This window comes from Paenibacillus sp. FSL R5-0475 (genome assembly GCF_038004585.1).
GTDB lineage: Bacteria > Bacillota > Bacilli > Paenibacillales > Paenibacillaceae > Paenibacillus_AQ.
In genome coordinates this window covers 6,267,932-6,290,660 of the sequence record NZ_JBBORK010000001.1, presented here as the reverse complement: position 1 = coordinate 6,290,660, position 22,729 = coordinate 6,267,932, and the positions used below count along the sequence as shown (strand labels likewise).

15 protein-coding genes are annotated in these 22,729 nt (G+C 43.8%); 3 read left to right on the top strand and 12 right to left on the bottom strand.

Annotation, left to right across the window (positions count from 1 at the left end):
- Positions 1-234: 234 nt before the first annotated feature.
- From MKX41_RS28135 to MKX41_RS28125, 3 genes are all read right to left on the bottom strand, one after another.
- Positions 235-1,005: a CPBP family intramembrane glutamic endopeptidase gene (locus tag MKX41_RS28135; protein WP_340974074.1), complete on the bottom strand. Its 771-nt coding sequence runs from the start codon at positions 1,003-1,005 to the stop codon at positions 235-237.
- 166 nt (positions 1,006-1,171) lie between these two features.
- A complete protein-coding gene (locus tag MKX41_RS28130; RefSeq protein ID WP_340974073.1) occupies positions 1,172-2,287 on the bottom strand; it encodes a slipin family protein in 1,116 nt (371 codons plus the stop codon).
- 386 nt (positions 2,288-2,673) lie between these two features.
- On the bottom strand, positions 2,674-2,823 hold the full coding sequence (locus MKX41_RS28125) for a hypothetical protein (protein WP_156113052.1): 150 nt from the start codon (positions 2,821-2,823) through the stop codon (positions 2,674-2,676).
- A 62-nt stretch (positions 2,824-2,885) separates the two neighbouring features.
- Between MKX41_RS28125 and MKX41_RS28120 the strand changes: the two genes are divergently transcribed.
- Together MKX41_RS28120 and MKX41_RS28115 are read left to right on the top strand one after the other, a co-directional pair.
- Positions 2,886-4,196 (top strand): helix-turn-helix transcriptional regulator, encoded by a 1,311-nt coding sequence (locus MKX41_RS28120; protein ID WP_340974071.1) that lies wholly within the window; start codon positions 2,886-2,888, stop codon positions 4,194-4,196.
- Positions 4,183-5,007 (top strand): WYL domain-containing protein, encoded by an 825-nt coding sequence (locus tag MKX41_RS28115; protein ID WP_340974069.1) that lies wholly within the window; start codon positions 4,183-4,185, stop codon positions 5,005-5,007. Before MKX41_RS28120 ends, MKX41_RS28115 begins: the two co-directional genes overlap by 14 nt.
- Positions 5,008-5,032: 25 nt before the next feature.
- Here the strand turns inward: MKX41_RS28115 and MKX41_RS28110 are convergent, their stop codons facing one another.
- Both MKX41_RS28110 and MKX41_RS28105 read right to left on the bottom strand, forming a co-directional pair.
- Complete coding sequence (locus tag MKX41_RS28110; RefSeq protein WP_340975113.1) at positions 5,033-5,611, bottom strand: pyridoxal-phosphate dependent enzyme; 579 nt, start codon at positions 5,609-5,611, stop codon at positions 5,033-5,035.
- A 301-nt stretch (positions 5,612-5,912) separates the two neighbouring features.
- Complete coding sequence (locus MKX41_RS28105) at positions 5,913-6,410, bottom strand: hypothetical protein (RefSeq protein ID WP_340974068.1); 498 nt, start codon at positions 6,408-6,410, stop codon at positions 5,913-5,915.
- A 151-nt stretch (positions 6,411-6,561) separates the two neighbouring features.
- On the opposite strand from MKX41_RS28105, the gene MKX41_RS28100 reads away from it, so the two are divergent.
- Complete coding sequence (locus tag MKX41_RS28100) at positions 6,562-6,807, top strand: helix-turn-helix domain-containing protein (protein ID WP_076185152.1); 246 nt, start codon at positions 6,562-6,564, stop codon at positions 6,805-6,807.
- Between the two features lie 575 nt (positions 6,808-7,382).
- On the opposite strand, the gene MKX41_RS28095 is transcribed toward MKX41_RS28100, so the two are convergent.
- The 7 genes from MKX41_RS28095 to MKX41_RS28065 form a co-directional block, all read right to left on the bottom strand.
- Entirely contained in the window at positions 7,383-9,257 is a 1,875-nt protein-coding gene (locus tag MKX41_RS28095; protein ID WP_076300253.1) for a flagellin N-terminal helical domain-containing protein, read from the bottom strand.
- Between the two features lie 308 nt (positions 9,258-9,565).
- Positions 9,566-10,012: a hypothetical protein gene (locus tag MKX41_RS28090; RefSeq protein ID WP_340974066.1), complete on the bottom strand. Its 447-nt coding sequence runs from the start codon at positions 10,010-10,012 to the stop codon at positions 9,566-9,568.
- A gap of 236 nt (positions 10,013-10,248) precedes the next feature.
- On the bottom strand, positions 10,249-16,251 hold the full coding sequence (locus tag MKX41_RS28085; RefSeq protein WP_340974065.1) for an S-layer homology domain-containing protein: 6,003 nt from the start codon (positions 16,249-16,251) through the stop codon (positions 10,249-10,251).
- Between the two features lie 392 nt (positions 16,252-16,643).
- Positions 16,644-18,038, bottom strand: coding sequence for a thioether cross-link-forming SCIFF peptide maturase (scfB, locus tag MKX41_RS28080; protein WP_340974063.1), 1,395 nt, complete (start codon positions 18,036-18,038; stop codon positions 16,644-16,646).
- Positions 18,039-18,160: 122 nt separating this feature from the next.
- Positions 18,161-18,310 (bottom strand): six-cysteine ranthipeptide SCIFF, encoded by a 150-nt coding sequence (scfA, locus tag MKX41_RS28075; RefSeq protein ID WP_076098734.1) that lies wholly within the window; start codon positions 18,308-18,310, stop codon positions 18,161-18,163.
- Between the two features lie 476 nt (positions 18,311-18,786).
- A complete protein-coding gene (locus MKX41_RS28070) occupies positions 18,787-19,356 on the bottom strand; it encodes an SF0329 family protein (RefSeq protein ID WP_340974062.1) in 570 nt (189 codons plus the stop codon).
- A 281-nt stretch (positions 19,357-19,637) separates the two neighbouring features.
- Positions 19,638-22,658: a DUF4855 domain-containing protein gene (locus MKX41_RS28065; RefSeq protein WP_340974060.1), complete on the bottom strand. Its 3,021-nt coding sequence runs from the start codon at positions 22,656-22,658 to the stop codon at positions 19,638-19,640.
- Positions 22,659-22,729: the final 71 nt, after the last annotated feature.

Below are 22,729 nucleotides of genomic sequence, written 5' to 3'. Positions count from 1 at the left end.
CTTTTAGTTATTATTCGGATAAGTAAACAAAAAGGCTCAGGTGACAACGACTAGCGTTTGTCCCCTGAGCCTCTGGTTGAACCAGTCAGCATATTCCGTTTTAAACATTTGAATACTTAAATTTAAGTATTTGTAATTTGTATTAATCTGATGGGATTACTATATTTTAATCCGGTGGGATTGTCAACAATAAATTCAACTATACTTAATTAAACCCAATATTGGCATATTTATTCAACGAATGAAATGCTGCATGATGAATGGTGCTACGGACGAAGCTGTAAGCAAGCTGAACAATGTAATTGCATAGTCGTTCAAAATATGCGCGATACTAGATGCCCAAATATTCTTAGTCTTCATATAAGCCCCTGTAAGAACAAGACGTACAAGGCCAATACCTACAAGTGCTTGTACGAGATTCCAATGATAGGTTGGTAGGTGAATGGCTCCGAAGATCACTGCTGTAACAAGAAATGCAATCCAGATTCCCACTCTGCGAGAAAGCTTGAAATTCACCACACACAATTGCAATATAAACAGGAATGGTAAAATGGTTAACAATTCTTCACCAACAAGTTGAATCCCCATTTTGACAAACATCAATACTTTACCAAGAGAATCAAGTTCTGCAAAGACATTAACTACCGCATCAGCTACAGTATTAACTTTTACTACATAGACTAGAATGAGACCGACAATCGGAGTAGCAATTATATTAAAGATAAAGAACAGCACACCCCACTTAACATCATTCTTTGTAATTTTACGAAACAGGTGATTCGCATGACCCTTAGATGCCCAAATGAATGCAACAAGCGGAATTCCCGTGAACAATATAGGTGCTAAATATTCGTTAACTTTCAATGGGATAAACGGTATTCGAGTGGTCAACGCGATAAATCCCAATACAATCGCTACCATTACAACGAGCCATTTCATAACAGGAATTTGTACAGGTAATTCATTGTAAAACGGGTAATCTAAATTTTCTTTTGCTTTTTTCATGGGTTTCTTCCTCCAAATATCGTACTAAACTCTTGATACCCATAAGTTAAACCACTTATATGAACCTATTGTGAACTGGATGAATATACAGAAACTTTTCAGAAAAAAACCAAAAAAATGCCAATCTCCATTAAGAGTGGCACTTATCTATTCCATTTGATATTCCTTATTTGCCTGTCGCTTTTCGTTCACCAAGCAAAGAGTTTAATTGCTCCAACAAATCCCCGCCACCCGTAAAAGATATGGATCCGATTTTCTCGCATATTCTCTCGAGGAATTCCAGCTCTTTCAGTCGGAACAGCGTCTGATTCTCATCCATTAGCTTTGCGGTGTTAAGCAAGCTTCGGGTTGAGGCCGTTTCTTCACGACGAGTAATTAGATTTGCCTGTGCTCTTTTCTCCGCAAGCAGAACAGTGTTAATTATATCTCTCATTTCCCCTGGCAAAACGACATCCTTAACCCCAGCACTCAGGAAATCTACTCCGAACTCTTCACCCTTCTCACGTAAACGGGATAGGACGAACGACGCAACGTCCTCTTTTCGTTTCAGAAGATCATCCAATTTGAGCGTTCCGACATATTCCCGCAGCATAAGCTGAAGCTGGATATGGATTTGCTCGTCAAATGACTTCATTTTCAGAGCACGTAATGGCGTTACGATCTTGTACTGACAAACGAAGTTAAGCCGCAGCGAAACTTTGTCTTCCGTCATGATCTCTTGGCCGATGAGATCCATTTGTTGTTGTCTTAAATCAATCGTCTTTACCACAGTCGAAACTGGACCTCTCCAGAAGTGGTACTTGCCAGGAGGAAGTTCTCGTTGTAATACATGATCATAAAACAGAAATCCAGATTCGTAGCTCGCAATTTCGTAGGACTGCACACTAGATGTTAGCTTCGCTATAATTGCACGGTTTACCTCGACAGGCAATTCAGGTTGTCTGATATCTGCATGGAAAAAGGTGTGTTCTTTAAGTATATTCCAGAATGCGTAGACACCAGGCTTAAGTAATTGAACAAATTTCCCGTCCTCATAGTACAGAACATACTCGTGATCTTGTACACGTACGATATCGAGCTCACGCACGAGATCTTCATCATGAAGGAATAACTTCATATCTTTTCCTTCCACATTAAATGGTTTAGCGATACTCAACACCACAACGGTGGATTTTGACCACATTGAAAAGTGATAGCTCCCCGGCATCAGCTTTTTCACATAACTTCCTTTATGAAATAGCAAACCACGTTCGTCAGCTTGAATCGTTACTTTGTTCAACATAATGTTTCCCCCTAATTAGTTCGACCATTGGTCTTAGAATCCCACTGAAGTTCTGGCGGAATCTCGTTTTAGCTAAGCGATTTATCTGTTGTTCTCATGGATATTCTCACACTTTAATCTAAGAGAACTTCCTGAAATTTCGCACAAGCGGTATCCACGGATTGCAAAGCCTTACTTCAGTGCACTAAAGCTAGCTGCAAGGGATTCTAGCCTTTGGTCTTTTCTTCAATTTTTCGCTCGATTTGAAGTCGAGTGCTCTACCAGAATCGCGTCCAAGGCGATTGGGGAATTGAACCCCTAATAAGGGATTCCTACCGATCCGATCGTACAGGATACCGTAACATAGCATGCACGGCACTGCGGGATACATCGATATCCGCGCCTCGTTACGACCGTCCAAATAAGAACCAATGTATGATGAAACGCCATTTGGCGTTTACCATCTTGCTAAATGCTGTCTTACAGGTTCTATAATCGCTCATTTCAGCCTTAACGAACATGGTGAAAGTATTACGACTGCATATAAACTTTTCCATTACACCCAAATCCCTCCCCTGTTACAATGGAAGAAGATGCTTCATTTGAACGGAGGATACCTTTGGCTAAGGAAAGCTTTGATAAAGAAATACAGTTTCTGCGAATGCTGGTGCTTACGAGTGGGGCATTCAGCAGACAACAGTTCGCAGACAGATTGGGGATTTCCGTTCACACCTTTGATAAAACGATCCGACGACTCAAACAAGTAGCTAGCTCCACGCACCAGCACTTGGCGGATGAACAGAGCAGGGAATTTTCCGAGACCTTTCGCCTCAGATATTATGACTCCACCGATCCATTACTCTTATTTCTATTCCGCGCCAAATCCGTAAAGGAATCTGAAAGCCAGCGAGTCTCGCTGCTTCTAGGTGCAATGAATGGACAATCCTTGACTGCGAAGGATTTATTGGAGATGTGCTGCAGCAGTCTGCCTTCTGATCTACCTTTACCTGACGAAAAGACCATTCGCTCGGATCTCAAATACTTGGAGGAGGTCGGAGTCATTACAAGAGAGCCGGGATCTCGCCCGTACCGGTATCGAATCCAAGACGACTTGATTCGAAGCTTATTGGATGAAGAGCTTATCGATTTATATGATTTTGTAGATGTGATGGCGAACACTCAAGTCCCTTCCGTTCAAGGATATTTACTGCGTGATGGATTAAAAAAACATCTTCTCCGCAATCAAGTTGAGCGGCATGCCGTTGAACCATTTTTATATAAATATCACTATTACTCGAGGATTTTAGATGAGGCGCATCTGTTTACACTTCTTCATGCCATGCGCCATCGCCGCAAAGTCAGGTTTCTTTATTTCTCACCGAAGTCTGAGAAAAGCTACGCATCCAAAAACACCAATCCCCTGTTTGAACGTGAACCAGAGGGCAAAGCTGAAAAGGTGGTTCCACTTAAAATTGTGTACGATCATCAATATGGAAGATGGTATTTGCTCTCATATGATAGACAGGGTATTCGGAAATACCGGATGGAAGGAATTACGCAAATCGAAGAAGCTGAACCTGTGGATGAGATCTGGTACGACGAAAAGAACAAAGAGCTTGCCGAGAAGATTAGGTACAGCTGGTTGATAGATACTGGCCGGCCGGTGACCGTACGTGTCCGGTTTTTTAATCCGGGAGGTTCGGAACCGAACTTCATCAAGGAACGGGTACTCTTGCAGGGACAATGGGGGGAAATTGTGTTTGAGGATGAACATTCGTTTATTTATGAAATCATCGTAAACGGGGTGACTGAAATTAAGCCATGGCTGCGTAGCTTCGGTTCTAGCTGCGAGGTTCTGGAGCCCGCTTCGTTTCGCCAGGAAATCATTGCTGAATGGAAGGAGATCCAAGCTTACTATGAATCTGTTTGAGAAAATATTCAATCACCAGATCATTTCCCGATTGGAGGACTCCGGTACTTTCATGATCACTACGCACGAACGGGCCTGGCTGAAGACGATGCTGGAGCATCCCTCGGCAGCTGATGCTTTCACTGCGGATACTATGGACAAGCTACGTACTGCCCTTGAGTCGGAACAGGGGATGGATATTTCCAATCATTTGATTGAAAAAGCCCGTACGCTAGAAAAACAGGTCTACCACCCTCTTCTGCGATCTTTGCGCCGGCATATCATGAATAAAACGGGCATTCTTATCACCTACGCGATTAAGGGCGACCGTATTAATAAGGATCATTTGGGGTTTCCGTATAAGCTGGAATACTCCATGGTCAAAAGAGAATGGTATTTGCTCTGGTATCACACTCGGCATCACTCCTTGATGAGTACCCGGCTAAAGAAGATTCAGTCCGTCACATCAGAACCAATCGAACCCTCAGCAGCAAAGAACATTCTAAGGAAGATCGGAAAAACGCTTGAATCGCGCAAAACCGAAGTCATCATTGAAATTGTCCGCGTTTATAACGCAGAGCTATCCCGTATTCTATACGCCTTCTCCAGCTTTGAAAAAAATGTTGAGTATGATACGGAGAAGGATACCTATCGAGTCAGAGTTTCTCTGCTTGGGGATGAGCTCGAGTATTTACTTTCCAAGATACGTTTTCTGGGAAAGCGGGTTTGGGTGGTCGAAGGCGATTATTTGAAAAAGCGGATGCTCGAATCATCGTCAAAAGCTTTAGAGCGTTATGGAATCATACCCAGCGATGAAGAACTATCTTCGTAATCTGAGATAAATAAGAGTCATGTAGTTACCAATCTATGCCTACATGACTCTTTGAATTACCTATTAATAATACTGCTATGAAATCATCAACATAATCTTTTGCCATCTCATAACTCAGTTTCCCGACTCCACCAAGAAGAGCATCACACAATGACTCCTCGTTAGGATATTCTTCATAGAAGATGTTATCTTCGTAAGATTTCAACATTGCAGGACAAGCATCTGTTTGTACTCCAATAATACGGATAGCTGGGTTAATCGCTTTAGCCGCAACCGCGATCCCTGTAATAAGACCTCCACCACCTATCGGAACTACTATGGTATCAATATCTTTATTCTGTTCCACAATTTCAATTGTAACGGTCCCTTGCCCTCCATAGATTTCTGGATCACTATAGTATGCGTCAATATAGGTTAAGCCGCGTTCACTAATATACTTCATACCTAATGAATGAGCCTCATCATAATTTTTACCTAATTGCATTACATCGGCTCCGAAATACTTGATTTTATCTATCTTACTTATGGGAGTACCCAGTGGCACAATTACATTTTTTATTCCTAGGATTGATGCTGTAAAGCTTACGGAGCTTCCAACGCTCAGCTTGTGGCGGTTTGGATTCGGATCTTATAAAGAGAGAAAATAGAGTTTTCAGCATAAGAGAACCTCATATGATCTGATTCTATAATATGTATGGTTATTCGACAATTTGGGAACATATCCCTTTATTCGAATTATGAGTGGAGGCCTGCTCTCTTTTTTGGATGAACAGCATCGAAAAAAGCAAAAATTCCAAACATATACAAGAAAAAAGACTGTCGCATGTACAGTCCGAAAATAAAGTATGCGTTTATCCACTTTGGTTCCGATACTTATGTATTTTCCGGCAGCTATAGGGCATGCCTTAGTCCGAGAGAGCTGAAGGAACAGTAAAGGCATTTGCAAGCTGCATGCCATCCTTTAGTCCTTGTAGATATAGACGTTCATAAAGAACGGCTTGCTTCAATTGAAGCTTATCCTCCCAGTACTCAAACTCTGGCATACGTGCAATGTCCATGGAGTCAAACAACGCTTGAAAAGCTTTGCGCTCTTCTTCAAAAACATGTCTAGGCTCGGATTGATGTTCAATCTGTGCGGTCACCTCATCCAATCGACCTTGAATTGTCTGTAAAAACCATACAGGAAAGCCCACCACATCTCCTCCAAGACAAAAGTTCAAACGAAAAGATGCTGTATGTCCAACTTTTTCTTGATACATCCGATTAATGAGTTCGTCCATCTTACGGCTCTGGGCCTGAACCGCTTCATTACTGCTTAACGGAATTCCCTGCTCCAGTGATTTCTGTCCGAGTTCATTCAGCTTGCGCTTTTCCTCCTCATATTTGTACATCAGATGTTGCATTGCACCCCCACCTTCCGGGAAAAGCTATATCTGTAGACGATGTATGGAAATTTTAATGCGTTTATCGGTTTATTTCATTTTAATTCGATATCCGCATTAAAACAATATTTACCTCGCATACAATTTGGTTAAATTGTGAGGTGACACCAAAATGAGGCATCGCAAAGAGCCCCCGGGTGACAAAAATATCATCGGAACCCGAGTTGTAGCCATTCGAAAAGCTAAGCGAATGAAGCAAAAGGATTTCCTTGCCAGGTTGCAAACCTTCGGCTTAGACATCAGTCCAACCAGTTTATCGCGCTTGGAGGGTCAATATAGACTCGTGCAGGATTATGAGGTGGTTGCCATTGCGAAAGCTCTGGATGTTTCTGTTGGGGAGCTGTTGGGGGAGGGTTAGTGAAGTGATGTTGATGGTGAACTCTACTGCTGAAAAAAGATTTGGCGATCAAGCGTAAGTACGTACGTATAACGTCCAAAAAGATGGAGAACTGAAGCAACTTCTGATTCTTACTTTGTATGCTTCAGTCGCTTACAGATGATTTCTATTGCTAGGTAGACATCAAATAATACCTTTCAATGAAGAGAAGGCAATCCCCCAATCCCATATAACTTCTCATTCGTTATTTCCGTTGTTCGTATTAATAAACTCCTGTTAAAAAACCGTAATTTCCCCAATTATTTCCTTTTTTTATATCACGACTTTATAATAATCTGAATAATATCTTGATAGAAAGACAGGGGAAAGGCTTGATGGATAAGATTTTCACTTCTTCACTCATGCTTTTCTCCGATGTCTATCACGTCTTCATTCGATTTTAGTCACGAGTTTATTGTGGGGCTACAACTTTCGCACAAGAAACGCCACACTTTCCACACTTATTGGACAGTCCTGATGTGGCAGTATTCGCTTAATTGTTATAATAGCCCATACATCTTAGCCTTGGTTGATTCTTAAGCAAGAAGGAACTAAACTTATATATTTAATAATTCTAAGACATCTTGTGGTTTTTGATTGGCTTGAGCCAATAACACTTGAGATGCTTGAGCAATGATATTATTCTTAGTCATTCTCATCATTTCTTTCGCCATATCCACATCTCTTATCCTTGATTCCGCTGCCGTTAAATTAACTCCGTAATTCGAAACATTATTATGTATGTGTTCTAATGCATTTTGATAAGCACCGAACTTAGACCGCTCTGCTGAAACTATTTTTATTGCTTTATCAATTTTGGATATTGCTGATTCTGCACCCTGTATTGTTGAAAAGTCAATCCCATTAATGCCTAGGGCAGTTGTCCTCGCGTCTGATAAATTAACTATAAAGATATTACCTGCATTCGGACCTACTTCTAAATGTAATGTATTACTATTTTTAGCAGCATCAATGATTGTTAGATCAGATACCGTATAACTACTACCATTCATTTCTCGCTCAAACTTAAGTATGCCGTTATCATTTTTAGCAATTATACCAGCACTAATTTTGTCAAATTGATTATTAAGGATATTAATGAAATCGGAAGTAGTATATGAACCTGCGCCTAATGTAACTTGTTTTTTGATTGAACCATCAACGGTAAATTCCCAATCTTGACTATTTTCTATTGATATTCCGTTTGAAATATCAATATTGGTTAAGAGGTAACTCTTTGTACTTGGAGTCCAAACATCACCAGGATTAGCCAAACGTATAAATAATGGATTCAATGCATTGCCGGATACCAACTGTATGGCATTCTTAGAATTGCTTGAATTATGCTTCAATGAGAGCATGTAATGAGTATTACCCGGCCCTGCGCTCGTGTTTACGCCAATTGGACCAGTAAAAGACGCCGTAACTTGGGCTCCGACATTCGTGAGTTGTTTATTTAATTCAATAATAAACTCATCTCTGCTATAGGCCCCCTCAGTTAGCACAATCGTTTTGGATACTCCATTTTCTTTAAAATCAAGCGTATCGTTTACACCTGAAACCACGGTATAACCTATTGAAAAATCCGCCTCTCTTCCCCACACTTGATAATTCCCCAAAAAGTTATCTTCTTGAGCAAATATCTCATTAAATGCAGTTCCCTCGATTTCGATCATATGATTGCCTGGTATTGTGCTCGTAAGTAATGTTCTCATATGAGTATCATCCCACTTACTATACACATCAGTAAGTTTTACAGGTGCCCCTAATGCTGCAAGTTTGGAATTAATATCATTGTATATAGCAGTTGAAGAGCCGTTATACATCCCTGAGGCAATAGTAACAGAATAAGAATTCCCATCAACTTTCACCGTCAGCTCATCATTCACCCCGGCAATAATTTCAACCCCTGCAGCATTATGAATATTGTCACTATTTCCAATTAAAGTTGAACTAGTTAATGAAGAAATATTCTCACCTGTATATATTGTATAGGTTCCTGAATTGCTCGAACTGGCATTCAATAAGTTAATTCCGTTAAAATTTGTGTTATTTGCAATTTCATTTATCCCTTGCTTAATTTGTTGAACTTCTTTTTGAATATGACTTCTATCTGAATCAGTTAAAGTACCATTAGAAGCCTGTACAGCAAGTTCTCTTAACCTTAAAAGATTAGGGTCTTGTATTATCCCTAATGCCCCTTCAGCGGTTTGAATTAGTGAAATACCATCTTGAATATTTCTTCCAGCTTGAGCTAATCCACGAATCTGCGCTCTCATTTTTTCCGATATTGCCAATCCCGCTGCATCATCTGCCGCTTTATTAATAAATAATCCTGAAGACAACTTTTCTAATGAAGTTCCTATGGATTTGTTATTTTTATTTAATTTATTTAATGTATTTAATGCAGAGATGTTATGCGCAATTCTCATATTGTCACCACCCATAATATTACATCGGTATTTCGTATCCATTTTATTAGCACTAAATACCTATATTTTCTCTTTTTAGAAATCAGCAGTAATTTTGTTTGGTTTTTTCATGGTAGGATCCTTCTAACATCTCCATGCTTCAAAGCCAATGAAGAACTCTAAAGAGGAGCTTTGATTCACAAGATGAATTAACTGTTTAAACGTTCACAAAGACGACTGAATAGAAATCAGTTACAACTTACAAAAGCAACTTAAAAAGGGGTTTAGCCATTTGGCTAACCTCTTTGTTCAATATGAATAACCCCCTGTTAAAAACAGCCACAACCTGCAATCACCATTGTTCGCATAAATAAAGACACACTTGAATTTGATGATTCCCCCGTTTTTTTCACGAGTTTTTGGGGTTGCGACTTTCTTTCCATCAATACTATGCATTCTACATGAGTGGGGTAGACAGTGTGAACAAACTTTATACGATGAGCCCTCATCATTTGAGGAGATTCCTCAACCTGTGCAAGCATTAGACTATATATTAAATTATCAAAGCGTTTGGCATGCTCGTCTATATCATCCATATATACAATAGGTGCAAGGTATTTAATCAGATTGGATTGATCCTGCTCCAGCAAGCAGACAAAAGCCGCATTATGTTTATACTTCTCTATGTATTGTAGCTGCATTTTCACAGATACTAATTCCGTATTAAGTGCTTGAATTTGTCCAATTACTATTTCTATCAAATCAGCACGAATCAATTGATAGGGTTCATCTATAAAGACAAACTCCTGCATATGATGAATTAATCGGACAAGCTGTGGGCTTCCCCCCCCTTGTAATCCCTCCTTATGTTGACAGAAGAATCCGAAATTACACAAATAATCAAACGTGCCTTGACCAATCCTTCTCCAAACAGATCTTTACGAAGCCCTATCAAGAAAAAAAAGCGGAATTCAGCCCTATGCTGAATCCGCTTTTCATTACCCTTCACAATTTAATCAATAAGCCCCGACTTCTGCAGCAACCGCTGAATCAGAACTGCCACTTCCGCGCGGGTGACATTAGCCTTTGCCTCCAGCTTATTGTCACCACGGCCACTAATCAAGCCAGCTTTGGCCGCAAGCGCCAGACTGTCCTTAGCCCAGACACCTATGTTACCGGCATCTGTAAAGGCTGCGAGCACGTTTGTCACATCCACTGTGCCAGTCTGGTCCGCAAGGCCTGTTAACTTCATCGCTTTAGCGATAATGTTCATGGCCTGCTCGCGAGTGATTGGAGCATTCGGTTGGAATGTCCCGTCCTCAAAACCGGTGATCAGACCGTACTTCGATGCCGTTTCAACCGCACCTGCATACCAGCTATTCGCTGATACATCCGCAAATGCTGTCTTACTTTCACCAAGTTTCAGTCCCAGACCGCGTACAATGATCGCCGCGAACTCTGCCCTGGTGATATCTGCATTCGGGTTAAAGATCGTTTTGTTCACTCCATTAATTACTAGACGAGATCCCATATCGTTCACGGCGTCCTTCGCCCAATGATTCTCCACATCCGCAAAAGTCAGCGGATGCCAGATCACCGAATACGAGCTATTCGTCACACTCTTAATAACTGCGTAGTATTTGCCGTCCTTCAGAACGAATCTAGTCGGTACATGGCGCACTGTGCCATCTGGCTCCACAACGACTCCAGTCGTAATCCGATTCGGATCAATACCACCTGGAAGTGTCACTATCCGCTCTACGTAAGCATTGAACTGACTCACTTCCACTGTCGATGTACCGTAAGTAGCGGTAACAGTGAAATCTAGTGACGGTGCAACAAGTGTGAATCCACCACTGCTTGCAGCACCTGTCACTACTTGGTTCATAGATGGCGAGGTCTCACTGATCGTAATCTTCAGTATGATATCTTCCAGCTTCAAGCCGCTTCCAAGTTTTTTAGCTAACGCATCAATATTGATTTCGTCGGCTGGCAAAGTATAAGTACCTTTACTTGTCTGAAACACTAGGGTAGCCGATGCGTTCTCCATGTTCTTAATTATTTGACCGTTTAACTCAGCGACGATGATGTTGGAATCCTGCGTCACCGGAACGGTCACCACCGCCCCGTTACCTTCCGCGTCCAGCTTCACTTGGAGTTTAGCTGGGTCGACGACGATAATAGTTGTTGCCACGTTTCCTAAGGCCGTTGTTGTTGCTTTGCCTGCGTTCTCTTCCTTACCGTTAACAAGGACGATCACATCGGTTACGACTGTGTTAGCCTTACCGGGGGTTGTTCCGCTATTCGAGTTGTTTCCGGATCCTGGGCTGACCGGATCAGTACCAGGTGTTACGGTATCAGCCACCACAGCTGCTGTTGCACTACCGTATTTCACCACCTTGCTGTCAGCATCTACCTCTGCAATCCCAATCGTATCCCCATTGGCCGCAGGAACCAATCCTTCAATGCCTACAAGCGTGTATCCAATCAGGACATCTCCCACATTTGGTACGACGGTGCTACCAGCGCCAAAGTTCTTATAAAAGAGCTTATGTCCTTCAGCCAGTGCAGGCGTAACGGTGATTTGCGTATAGCCGTTATTTGCCGAGCCACTTGGATCGATGGCAATCACGTTCAAGCCACCCGCAGGGTTAAGCATATTAATTGTAAAGGTCAGCGTGGTTGCCGGTCCCGCCGGAACGGACCCGCTAGCTACCACCCGTACCTTAACAATGTGCTCACCGCTCAAATCGGGTAAGTTGGTTCCGTCGTACCGTACGTATAGTCCGTCGTCCACTGAAAATTCCATACTTGTGTCCAGACCAACAATCGTATTGTTCAGATCATCAGCCGTGACTTCAGGCGCGGACGGAATGACCGCATTCGAGTCATGAACGATAACCTGAGCAGCAATAGAAGCGAATGCTGTTGCCGTTGCTTTTTCCCGAACATAATACGTGTCCGGCGCAAGGTCCGTAATCATTGTGTCTGTAACTTCTGTCCAAAGACCCGTGCTGCCTATTTTGTATTCCATTTGGACTGTCAGATTCTGAACGGTACCGTTATTAGCCCCATTGTACGTTACATCCGTAACAGTCACACCTACCGGAGCCGCTGCACGAGATGGAATGCTTAACGTCTGTACCGCACTGTCCGTAGTTGTTGAACCGTCACCTTTCTTAAGGATGCTCAGTGACGTTCCCAACCAGCTGCTATCAATTTCCAGCTTGCCATCTACTGGCACCGTAATCGCTGTATCGTTTACCATGTATGAGCCACTTGGCGTCAGGCCTGCCAACTGTTCAGTAGCATAGTCGATGACGGCCGCTGGCGTCGCTTCTGGCATTTTCGTGAATGCCGATACCGTCACTTGCACCGAAGCTGAGCTAAATGCCGTCGCTGTTGCTTTCGTCCGCACATAATACGTGTCTGGAGTAAGCCCCGTCACGCTTGTACCAGGTACATCTGTCCATGCACCTGCTGTACCTTTCTTGTATTCCATTGCAGTAGTAACATTGATGAGCGTACCATCGTTTGTGTTCAATCCCGTTTCACCCGTTGCTGTCACACCAATCGGCGCCACTGAACGGGACGGAATGCTTAGCGTCTGCGCCGCGCTATCCGTTGTCGTCGAGCTGTTGCCCTTCTTCACGATGCTTAGCGATGTTCCTATCCAACTACTATTAATTTCCAGCTTACCATCCGCTGTCGCCGTAACCGCTGAACCATTTACCGTGTACAAGCCACTTGGCGTCAAGCCTGTCAACTGTTCTGCCGCATAGTCAATGATGGCTGTCGGTGTTGCTTCCAGCGTTGGCACGAACGTAGCCACCGTCACGATCTTCGCTTCTGACGCAAATGCTGTCAAAGTCGCTTTCGTCCGCACATAATATGTGTCCGGAATAAGTCCTGTCACGGTTGTGCCTGACACATCCGTCCATGCACCTGCTGTGCCCTTCTTGTATTCCATCACGGTTGTTACGTTCGTCAATTTGCCATCGTTGGCATTTATCGCCGTTTCATCCGTCGCCGTTACACCAGTCGGCACCCCTGAACGGGACGGAATGCTTAACGTCTGCGCCGCACTATCCGTTGTCGTCGAGCCATTGCCTTTCTTCACAATACTTAGCGACGTTCCCAACCAACTGTTACCAATAGCTAATTGTCCACTAGCTGTCGCTGTTGCCAAACCCCCGTTTACTGTGTACGAGCTGTTTGGCGTGAGACCTGTCAATTGTTCAGCCGAATAATCAATAACAGCTGTCGGTGCCACTTCCGGTGTTGCTACAAAAGCAACCACCGCTACTTGCACTGAAGCTGACGCAAATGCCGCCCCAGTCGCTTTCGTCCGCACATGGTACGTGTCCGGAGTTAGTCCCGTTACGGTTACACCCGTCACATCCTTCCATGCACCTGCCGCACCCTTCTTGTATTCCATCTCGGTTGTCACGTTCGTCAATGTACCATTATTAGCATTTATCGCCATTTCGTCTGTCGCCGTCACACCTATCGGCGCCCCTGGACGGATCGGAATGCTTAGCGTCTGCGCTGTGCTATCCGTTGTCGTAGAACTATTGCCCTTCTTCACGATGCTCAATGACGTCCCCAACCAAATGCTATCAATAGCTAGCTTGCCATCAGCTGTCGCTGTTAGCGAAGCCCCGTTTACCGTGTACGAGCCGCTTGCCGTTAAACCTGTTAACTGCTCAGCCGCATAATCAATGGTGGCTACCGGTGCCGCTTCCGGCGTTGGCACAAACGTAGCCACCGTCACGATCTTCGCTTCTGAAGCAAATGCCGTAGTCGTCGCTTTCGTCCGCACATAATACGTGTCCGGAAAAAGTCCCGTTACGGTTACACCTGCTACACTCGTCCATACACCTGCTGTACCTTTCTTGAATTCCATCTCGGTTGTCACGTTCGTCAATGTACCATTGTTAGCACTAATCTCCGTTTCATCCGTCGCTATCACACCAGTCGGCGCCTCTGCACGTGGCGGAATGCTTAGCGTCTGCGCCGCGCTATCCAATGTCGTCGAGGCATTGCCTTTTTTCACGATGCTCAGCGACGTATCCAACCAACCACTGTTAATGGCCAGCTTACCATCTGTTGTCGCTGTTACTGCCGTACCGTTCACCGTATACGAGCCGTTTGGCACCAGACCGGTTAACTGCTCTGCCGTATAATCAATGATGGCTGCCGGTGTCACTTCCGGTGTTGCCACAAACGTAGCCACCGTCACGCTCTTCGCTTCTGACGCAAACGCCGTCACCGTCGCTTTTGTCCGGACATAGTACATGTCCGGATCAAGTCTCGTTACGGTTGCACCTGAAATATTCGTCCAAGTACCCGCCACACCCTTCTTGTACTCCATCGCAGTTGTTACGTTAGTCAATGTACCATCGTTAGCACTTATCGCCGTTTCATTCGTCGCCGTTACACCAGTCGGTGCCCCTGGACGGAATGGAATAGTCAGCGTTTGTGCCGGGCTATCCGTTGTCGACGAGCTATCGCCTTTCTTCACGATGCTCACTGACGTTCCCAACCAGCTGCTGTCTATAGCCAGCTTACCATCCGCTGTCACCGTTACCGCTGTACCGTTGTTAACCGAGTAGGCGCTGTTTGGCGTCAGTCCGGTCAGTTGCTCAGCCGCATAGTCAATGATAGCCGCTGGTGCCGGAGCTCCCGTCTCAAATATTTTAGCGGTTATTCTATAATGATCAGCATCCGTATTATCGGTTGTCACCAAGACAAGCTTGTCACCAAAGGTGGGATACAATTTGAAGCTTGGATAATATTCCACAGCGTACATCCAAGTGGCTTCATTGAAACCCTGCATAGCCACCGGAGCGGAATCCACCGGCTGATCCGATGTAAAGACTAAGTTACCGTCATTGTCATAATAATTCAGGTAAGCATACTGCGTTCCCGACCATTCTTTAAAGTTGTTGTACGCATCATTGATGGCATTGGTAGAAGTGGGGTCCGTACTTACGGTTACAAAGCCCGGGTTTGCACCATCCCTATAAATAGCAGCCGAAGATTCGCCTAGAGAGCCACTTACTGTAAAATCACCCTTACTCGTACCGTTCTTATCATATAAAGAAACCATTGATGAGTCGTTTCTATAGTTATATTGGCTGAACATGAAATTCCCGTTGTTCAACGTGGATAGAAACAGCTGTTTTTCATCCGTTCTTATTCCTTTATTAATCGTATTTAACAGAGTCCCACTATTACTGAATATTTTCAGATAAACAGTATCCGTCTGGGGTCCTACTCCTGAATTGTAAGCAACCATATATACACCGTCTCCAGCGGATACATTAGACATGCTCGCATTATGGGAAACCAGAAGTGTTTCTCCCGAAACTGGGTTACCCTCAACAGTGAACACACGCGTAGCCGTGCTAATATTGTCGTTCCGTTGCCAGGAAAAAGCTATATTGCCGTCAGACAATTCCGTTATAGAGACAAAGCGCGTGAGTGCCGGGGTACTGGCGGCAGAGTATGTATTAATCTGTGTCTGACCGACCACCTTTTGTCCTGACTGGTTTAGCACCATAAAATAGGCATTGGGAGTACTCTCCCTAACGGTTCCCAATTGCAAATTGTTATCGCCGCTGTCGCTTTTATGGTAAGTAATCAGAATCCTTCCATCACTTAGCGCAAGCATATTCACATCAATCATTTTGTAATAGGTATCCATTAGACTACTCAGATCAACATCTGATCTAAGTGCTCCCGTGCGGTCAAAAATCTTTAAAAAATAAGAATAAACATAGGAATTGCCTTGATAAGCGAATGTGTTCAACACTACTGCGGTACTTCCGTCAGGAAGAACATCAACATCAGAAACATTCTTACCCGAGGCGTTTGTAACTGGAGTCTGAATGGGAAAGTCCACCGTTTTGGTGAATGAGGGGATGGCAGCGTATGCCCGGAGTGAAATCATCGGTAGCAGTCCAATGACTAATATAAAAGCCAATCCAATCTTGCCTAACTTTTTTAACATTGCTTTCCTCCTTGTCGAATGACTATTCATATAATTGTTAACGCTTCCGTAATTGCAGTTAATACAGAAAAGCAGATTTCTATCCTATTATATCGACATTTCTTAGAAAATAGTTTATTTTTCGACAAAAAAAATACGCTAAATCACGAATTTAATATGACTTTAGTCATATATATTTGTGTTCAAAGAAAAAATCATAGATTCGCACATTAAAAAAGCCCTCTCTGTCTATTAAACAGATTAGGCCGTCACGTTTTGAATTCCTCATCCTGATTGCCGATGGAAAAAACGATCTATAATCATAGTTCTAGTTAATACAAAAAAAACCGAGAAAGGCACTTTATTTAAAAGTGTCTATTTCTCGGTTAGAGTTTTTTCATCCGTTACGTTAACTAGCTAGATTGCCCTTCCATCGCTCTAATAGATTCATCAACCTTTACCATCATGGAACATTCGACTCTTTTGCGGAAGACGTCACAGCTGAAGTCATAGGTTCCGACGAGGGAACCCGTCGCGTGCAGTGCATTGGCAGGACAACCACCGCTGCAGTAGAGTTTAGCCCAGCAGTCCTTGCATTCCGGCTTCGAGTAGCAGTTGCTCTCTTGGAATTGACATTGCAGCTCAGGTTTTGTGATGCCATCCCAGAGGTTTCCCATGCTGTATTCTTCATCCCCGACGAACTGGTGACAAGGAAAAAGCTCTCCCCAAGGGGTGACAGCAAGATATTCGGTTCCTGAACCACAGCCAGTAATTCTCTTCTGGATGCAAGGTCCTTCCGAGAGGTCAAGCATGTAGTGATAAAAGGTAAACCCCTTGCCCTGCTCATCACGTCCAATCATTTCCTTGGCGAGAATTTCGTACTGGTTGTAGATCTCCGGCAGGTCCTCCTCGGTAAGTGCATAAGGTTCCTTTGGATCACAGATGACTGGTTCCATCGAGATCTTGTCAAAACCAAGGTCTGCGATATGAAATATATCGTTGGTGAAATCGACATTGTTACGAGTGTAAGTTCCTCGAACATAGTACTCTTGGTCCCCGCGCTTACGAACGAATTCCTTGAACTTCGGAACAATATGATCGTAGCTGCCTTTTCCGTTAACCGTTTGGCGAAGTCGGTCATGAACCTCTTTTCTTCCATCTAGGCTTAATACGACATTGTACATTTCCTGATTTAAAAACTCGGTGACCTCATCGTTCAGCAGCATCCCGTTCGTCGTGAAGGTGAAGCGGAACTTCTTTTTGTATTCTTGTTCTTTGCTTCTTGCATAAGCTACGATATGTTTAACCACTTTCCAAGCCAAGAGCGGTTCCCCGCCAAAAAAGTCGATGTCCAGGTTTCGATGATGACCCGAATTTTCAAGCAGGTAATCGATAGCTTTTTGTCCAACCTCATAGCTCATGATTGCCCTATCTCCGTTGTATTTCCCTTGGCTAGCGAAGCAATAGTCGCATGACAAATTACAGGTATGCGCAACATTGAGGCAGAGTGCCTTAACATAAGTTTTTCGTTTTTTTAAATCGAGCGAGAGGTTCTCATACTCATCTTTTGTAAAGAGCTGTCCATCATTTTTAAGTTCCTCGATATCCGCGATGGTTTCTCGAATGTCGCTCTCGGAAATGCTGGAATCATCTTTATATTTATCCAACAGCGTTGTCACGATTTGGTCGGCAGAAGTTTTCTCATAATCCGCTATAATTTCATATGCTAGGTCATCAACAACATGCACCGAGCCACTATAGGTATCGAGCACGATATTGTATCCGTTTAGTTTATATTGATGAATCATACTTACTAATCAAGCTCCTTTTGCACACAAGTAGAAATGGCTTTGCCATCCTTTAGGGATAGTATCCATTTCTTAAAAATAGCCGCCCATCAGCAGAGCAATGGGCGGTAAAATTCCGAATCCTATCTGTTCATTGCATTTTCACACTTCTGGTTTGCAACGCCGCAGGAAGTTTTACAAGCGGATTGGCAAGATGTCTGGCATGCGCCGCATCCGCCGTGTTTTGCGGTATCCATCAGTTTGCGGGTGCTCAGTGTTACGATTCTTTTCACGATAAATAACTCCTTCTGTAATTTCTTGTGATCACTTTCACTTAATTTCCATGGAACATCGTAGCAACATCACGCAAGTACGTCTATGATTCCCGTCACCTAGCAGAGCAGAGAGAGCTTGAACATAAGCATCAACGCTAATTTTCATGCAGTCTTCGTACTTGTGATCGTAAGATGCGGTAGCGGGAACCAGAGTCAGCGCAATACTAAAAAAGTGAAACAAAAAAGAGACGGCAATGATGCCATCTCTTTAACAACGATTTTTCCTCATACTTGTCCGTAAAGTCCAATAAATATAAGGATTTCATAACACTGTATCCTTCCTTACCAGTAGAGCGACACTCTCCGATTCCATATGCACCATATGCGAACATCCCTCTCATTATCATGGCTATTGTTATGGTGGGAAGAAGTCGCGTAGAATTAGGGATTTTTGTAGGGAGTGTTTCTTGAATATTCAATGAAGTTATTTATTTTTATAATGTACTACGCCTTAGTTCATAAAAATATTGCACACTTGGATGCTTTAACTTCATCTTCTCGCTCATGTTTAAAATTCGCTTTTTTCCAACTCGTCTGTCCACTAAGGCTAGAATATTCAATAAGATATCGTCACTTTCTAAGCTCTCCTCTATGGAAATAGATAAATACTTAGTAGCTATAACAATAAAATTCGATTTACTTAATGACGTCTGTGCTGACAAAAGCTCCTTTGCAACTTCTGATATTTTTCTGCTTCTTGCAATGACTATTAAACGATCCTCCGGGATGATCCCCTTGCTATCTTTTCTAACCGCTTCAATGTCTTCATGGTTGATAGGAATTTGAAGATCTGAATCATTCTTAATCTCCTGCTCCGTCTGATACCATCTAATTGAGCTAGTTCTATCATTCATATTAAGTACGTTCTTTTTATCTACCGAAATATAACAATTCCCTGATTTATCAGGTAAATAACGGTAACTACTTGCGCGATATTCAACCCTGCCGTATAACGCAGGACAGAGAAAACTCTCCAGTTGTTGCTTCAATTTGCTCCAGGACATGTATCCTCCTATGTTTTATGTTATAAATACCTGTTGAGGCAGTCGTTCTATTATACAATACATAATACAATCCCACTAAAACCTGAATAATATCTTGATACTGTACATAGAAACAAGCCGATTAGGTATAGACCCCGTGGTCTGGCACCTAATCGGCTTGTTATGTTACGCCTCAAACGTTGTTACTTCGGTTATTAGTCTTACTCGGACAGATAATTCGATAACCGGTACAGGAAGTTTCAGCGCGGGTCGTATTACTGCTTGGATGGATTATTTATCCATTACTTATCGTGACCTTTACCTGGGTTTTCTTTTGAGTATTCAAAGGTCACTTTTACAGGCTCGCTCATATAGCCAGTCGATAGATACGCCTCATTGGTTCCCTTTAAATTACCCGTAAGTTTGAATGTGAATTGGAAGCTTCCCGCGACTGTACTCTTCGTCTCATCTTCGAGATGAACCTTGCCTTTCGAATCAAGCACCTTCAACTTCACATTTGTAAGGACGCCATTCATCAGCAATCCATCAATCGTTACTTTTTTCGCTTCCTCGTCAACCTTTACTTGTATGCCCTCAATGCCTTTCACGTCTACAGCGCCCGAGAGGTTATAGACACCAAACTCGTAGATGGAATATCCGTAATCGGTTGCTCTTTTTATGCCTTGTAACTTCATGTATCTTGCCTTGACCGGGTTGAACTGAATCGTTTCTTTGCCATCATGCGCGGTAATAATTCCGTCATTTGGCATGACATTGATCCAGTTCTGCTTATCGTTCGACACAAAAAGTTTGTATTTATCTGCACGAGCATATTCCCAATCGATTCGAACTGTATCCATTTCCTTCACTTCACCGAGATCGACCAGGAACCAAGTATTGTCCACGTATTCGCTCGCCCATCTTGAAGCAGGGAATCCATCGACGGCTTTAACCGGTGCATAATTCGCATTATTGCCTTCGGTCGACGAAGCTTCTACCGTTTTATTCTGCGCCAAATTGCCTATGAGGTAATAGATGCTTTCCTTCAGCGTATTGTACGCCTCATCTTTTATCGTACCCGCCTTCTTGAATTCATCCAGCTTTGCGTTAAAGCCTTTGAGATACTTGGTGACTTGCGCTGCATCGTTCCCTTCATAGCGCTTCATCATTTCCAAATAGTTGTTCAAAGAACGCACCGTTGCAGAATTCGTAAATTGCTTCGCTTTTTCGAAGCGGTCGACTAACGCTTTCATACCAGATGCATTTGTCGTTGCTTCGATAACATATGACTTAGTCACCATATGCCCCGCCGTAACGGTAATGTTAAGCTCATGCTTGCCAAGCTTGCCTGCAAGCGAAATAACGGTACCCGCTGTATAAGGCTTGCCGTCATACGTCGCCGTCACTTTCGTCAGACCATCATCCGTTCTAAGCTTCCATGTAAAGGATACGGATTCTGAATCGGGTAGCTTCATCCCGCTCTGGAACGGCTTGCCGTTCATCTGCACGTCTACCTCGGAAGGCGGAGCCTCGTTGACCTGATACGTTCCTTTAACAAATTGATACAGCCAGTCGTAAAGAACGCGTGTCGCTGGATCATTACTTACCGCGGTGTTATAGACTGCATTGTTGCCTTGGTAATACGATTTGAAGCCATCCTTCATGAGCCCTGTCTTCGCACCGCTGTTCAAGTAATCGATATACCGCTCGCGGAACACGCCGTCCGTCAGCATCCGATCATCGAACTCGAGTTCATTGGACATGCCATACTGCTTCGCCAGATTCGCAGAATCCTCCAAGCGCTCGATATCCGTCGGCTCGAAGAAGTAGTTCGGTTGGATCGTCACCGCATCGAAGCCGACATCCTTCCACATGAACGCTTTATAAGCGAAGAAGTGCGGAATCCAGAAGAACCTCAGGTCCTTGCCGCTAATTTGCATGTCATGCAGGGTGCTGCTCACCGAACGGATCAGATCCGGTCCGGATTGGCTTGTGCTGATTTGCTCTTCGAACCAGTACATACCTACAAGCTCGAGGTTAGCGTAACCTTTTGCTTCCCATCTCGATTTGACTTGCTGCAGCCACCATTGAACTGCTTTTTCACGGTTCGCAAGGGCTTTCTCTTTGCCAACGGAATCATTGAAGTTCAGCGATTCTCCACCTTGTTCAATAGCTCCGAAATTAGTGATCGATTCACCTGGATCCGGAATCATGAGGACAACCTTTTCCTTCACGCCAGACTCGTTCAACGCATCGGATACTTCCTTAGCCGCTGCGTTTAACGCATCCATATCACCGCCTACCGCAAAGGTCTTATCCAGATACCATTGCCAATCTTCCAGATAAGCCCGCCCGCCGAAATCACGACCTGGATTTGGAGAGTTAATGCCAAGATACAGGACGCCGTCGAAGAGTCGATCCTTAATCTTGCCGTCCTTATCGACATAACTAATATTCGGAATGATCCGTTCTTTCGTCCAGATGCCTAAGTCATTCGCATATTGCCCGTTATACAAAAGTCCAAGATGCTCGATACCCGCTGTCGCTTCGCCTGCCGCCAAGAATTGCGGCGTATTCGTTGGAACAGTTACGGCTCCGGCAACTTTGCCGTCTTCACCGAGGATTTCAATCTCATCCACGAAGGTCATTGCACGCGTATGCATTGTGAATGTCACTTTCACATAGCGAGCATAGGCGATCTTCGCATCTGGGCCGATGGCTTTGATACCATCCTTACTGCCATCCCACACATAGGTCTCCGTGTATTTGCCGTCATTCCACAGCTTCTGCGTGGCATTGTCTTTGAGCAGTCCCCAGTTCACTTTGTCATCGGAGACGTACATCGATACCGTGAGTGGCACGAGTACATTGTTCGTTGGCCAATCTTCGAGGAAATTGGCTTTAATACCCGTGAGTGATTTCTTCGCCCCCAAATCAAACACAACTTCGCGTGTCTTACCCAAATGATGTCCAACCCATGACACGTCGGATCTATTGCTTGCCCCATATATACCATCCGTAAGTGTGTTGCCTTCATCCGGATAGGAAGCTTCCGGCTCTTGCGACCACTCATAAGATAAGCCCGCTGCAAGATTGTGATATACCGCCCCATACACTGACGCAATAACACCCTCCGTACCTGCTCCCGGTAGGTCTGATGGATTCGTCACCTCGACCGGATCGGCTTCGCCCGGCGGGTTCGCTGGTGTCTGTTCCTCTGTCTGTGTAGGCGGCAGCGCCTCTTCCGCTTGCGCGATCGGCATCATCGTTACGATCATGATCGCAACCATGACGAGAGCTACCCATTGTCTACTCCTCTTCATATCGTACGAACTCCCTTCTGATTCTTGAGTCAAGAAACATCAATCTCCTAAATGGTATGCGCTTCCATTTC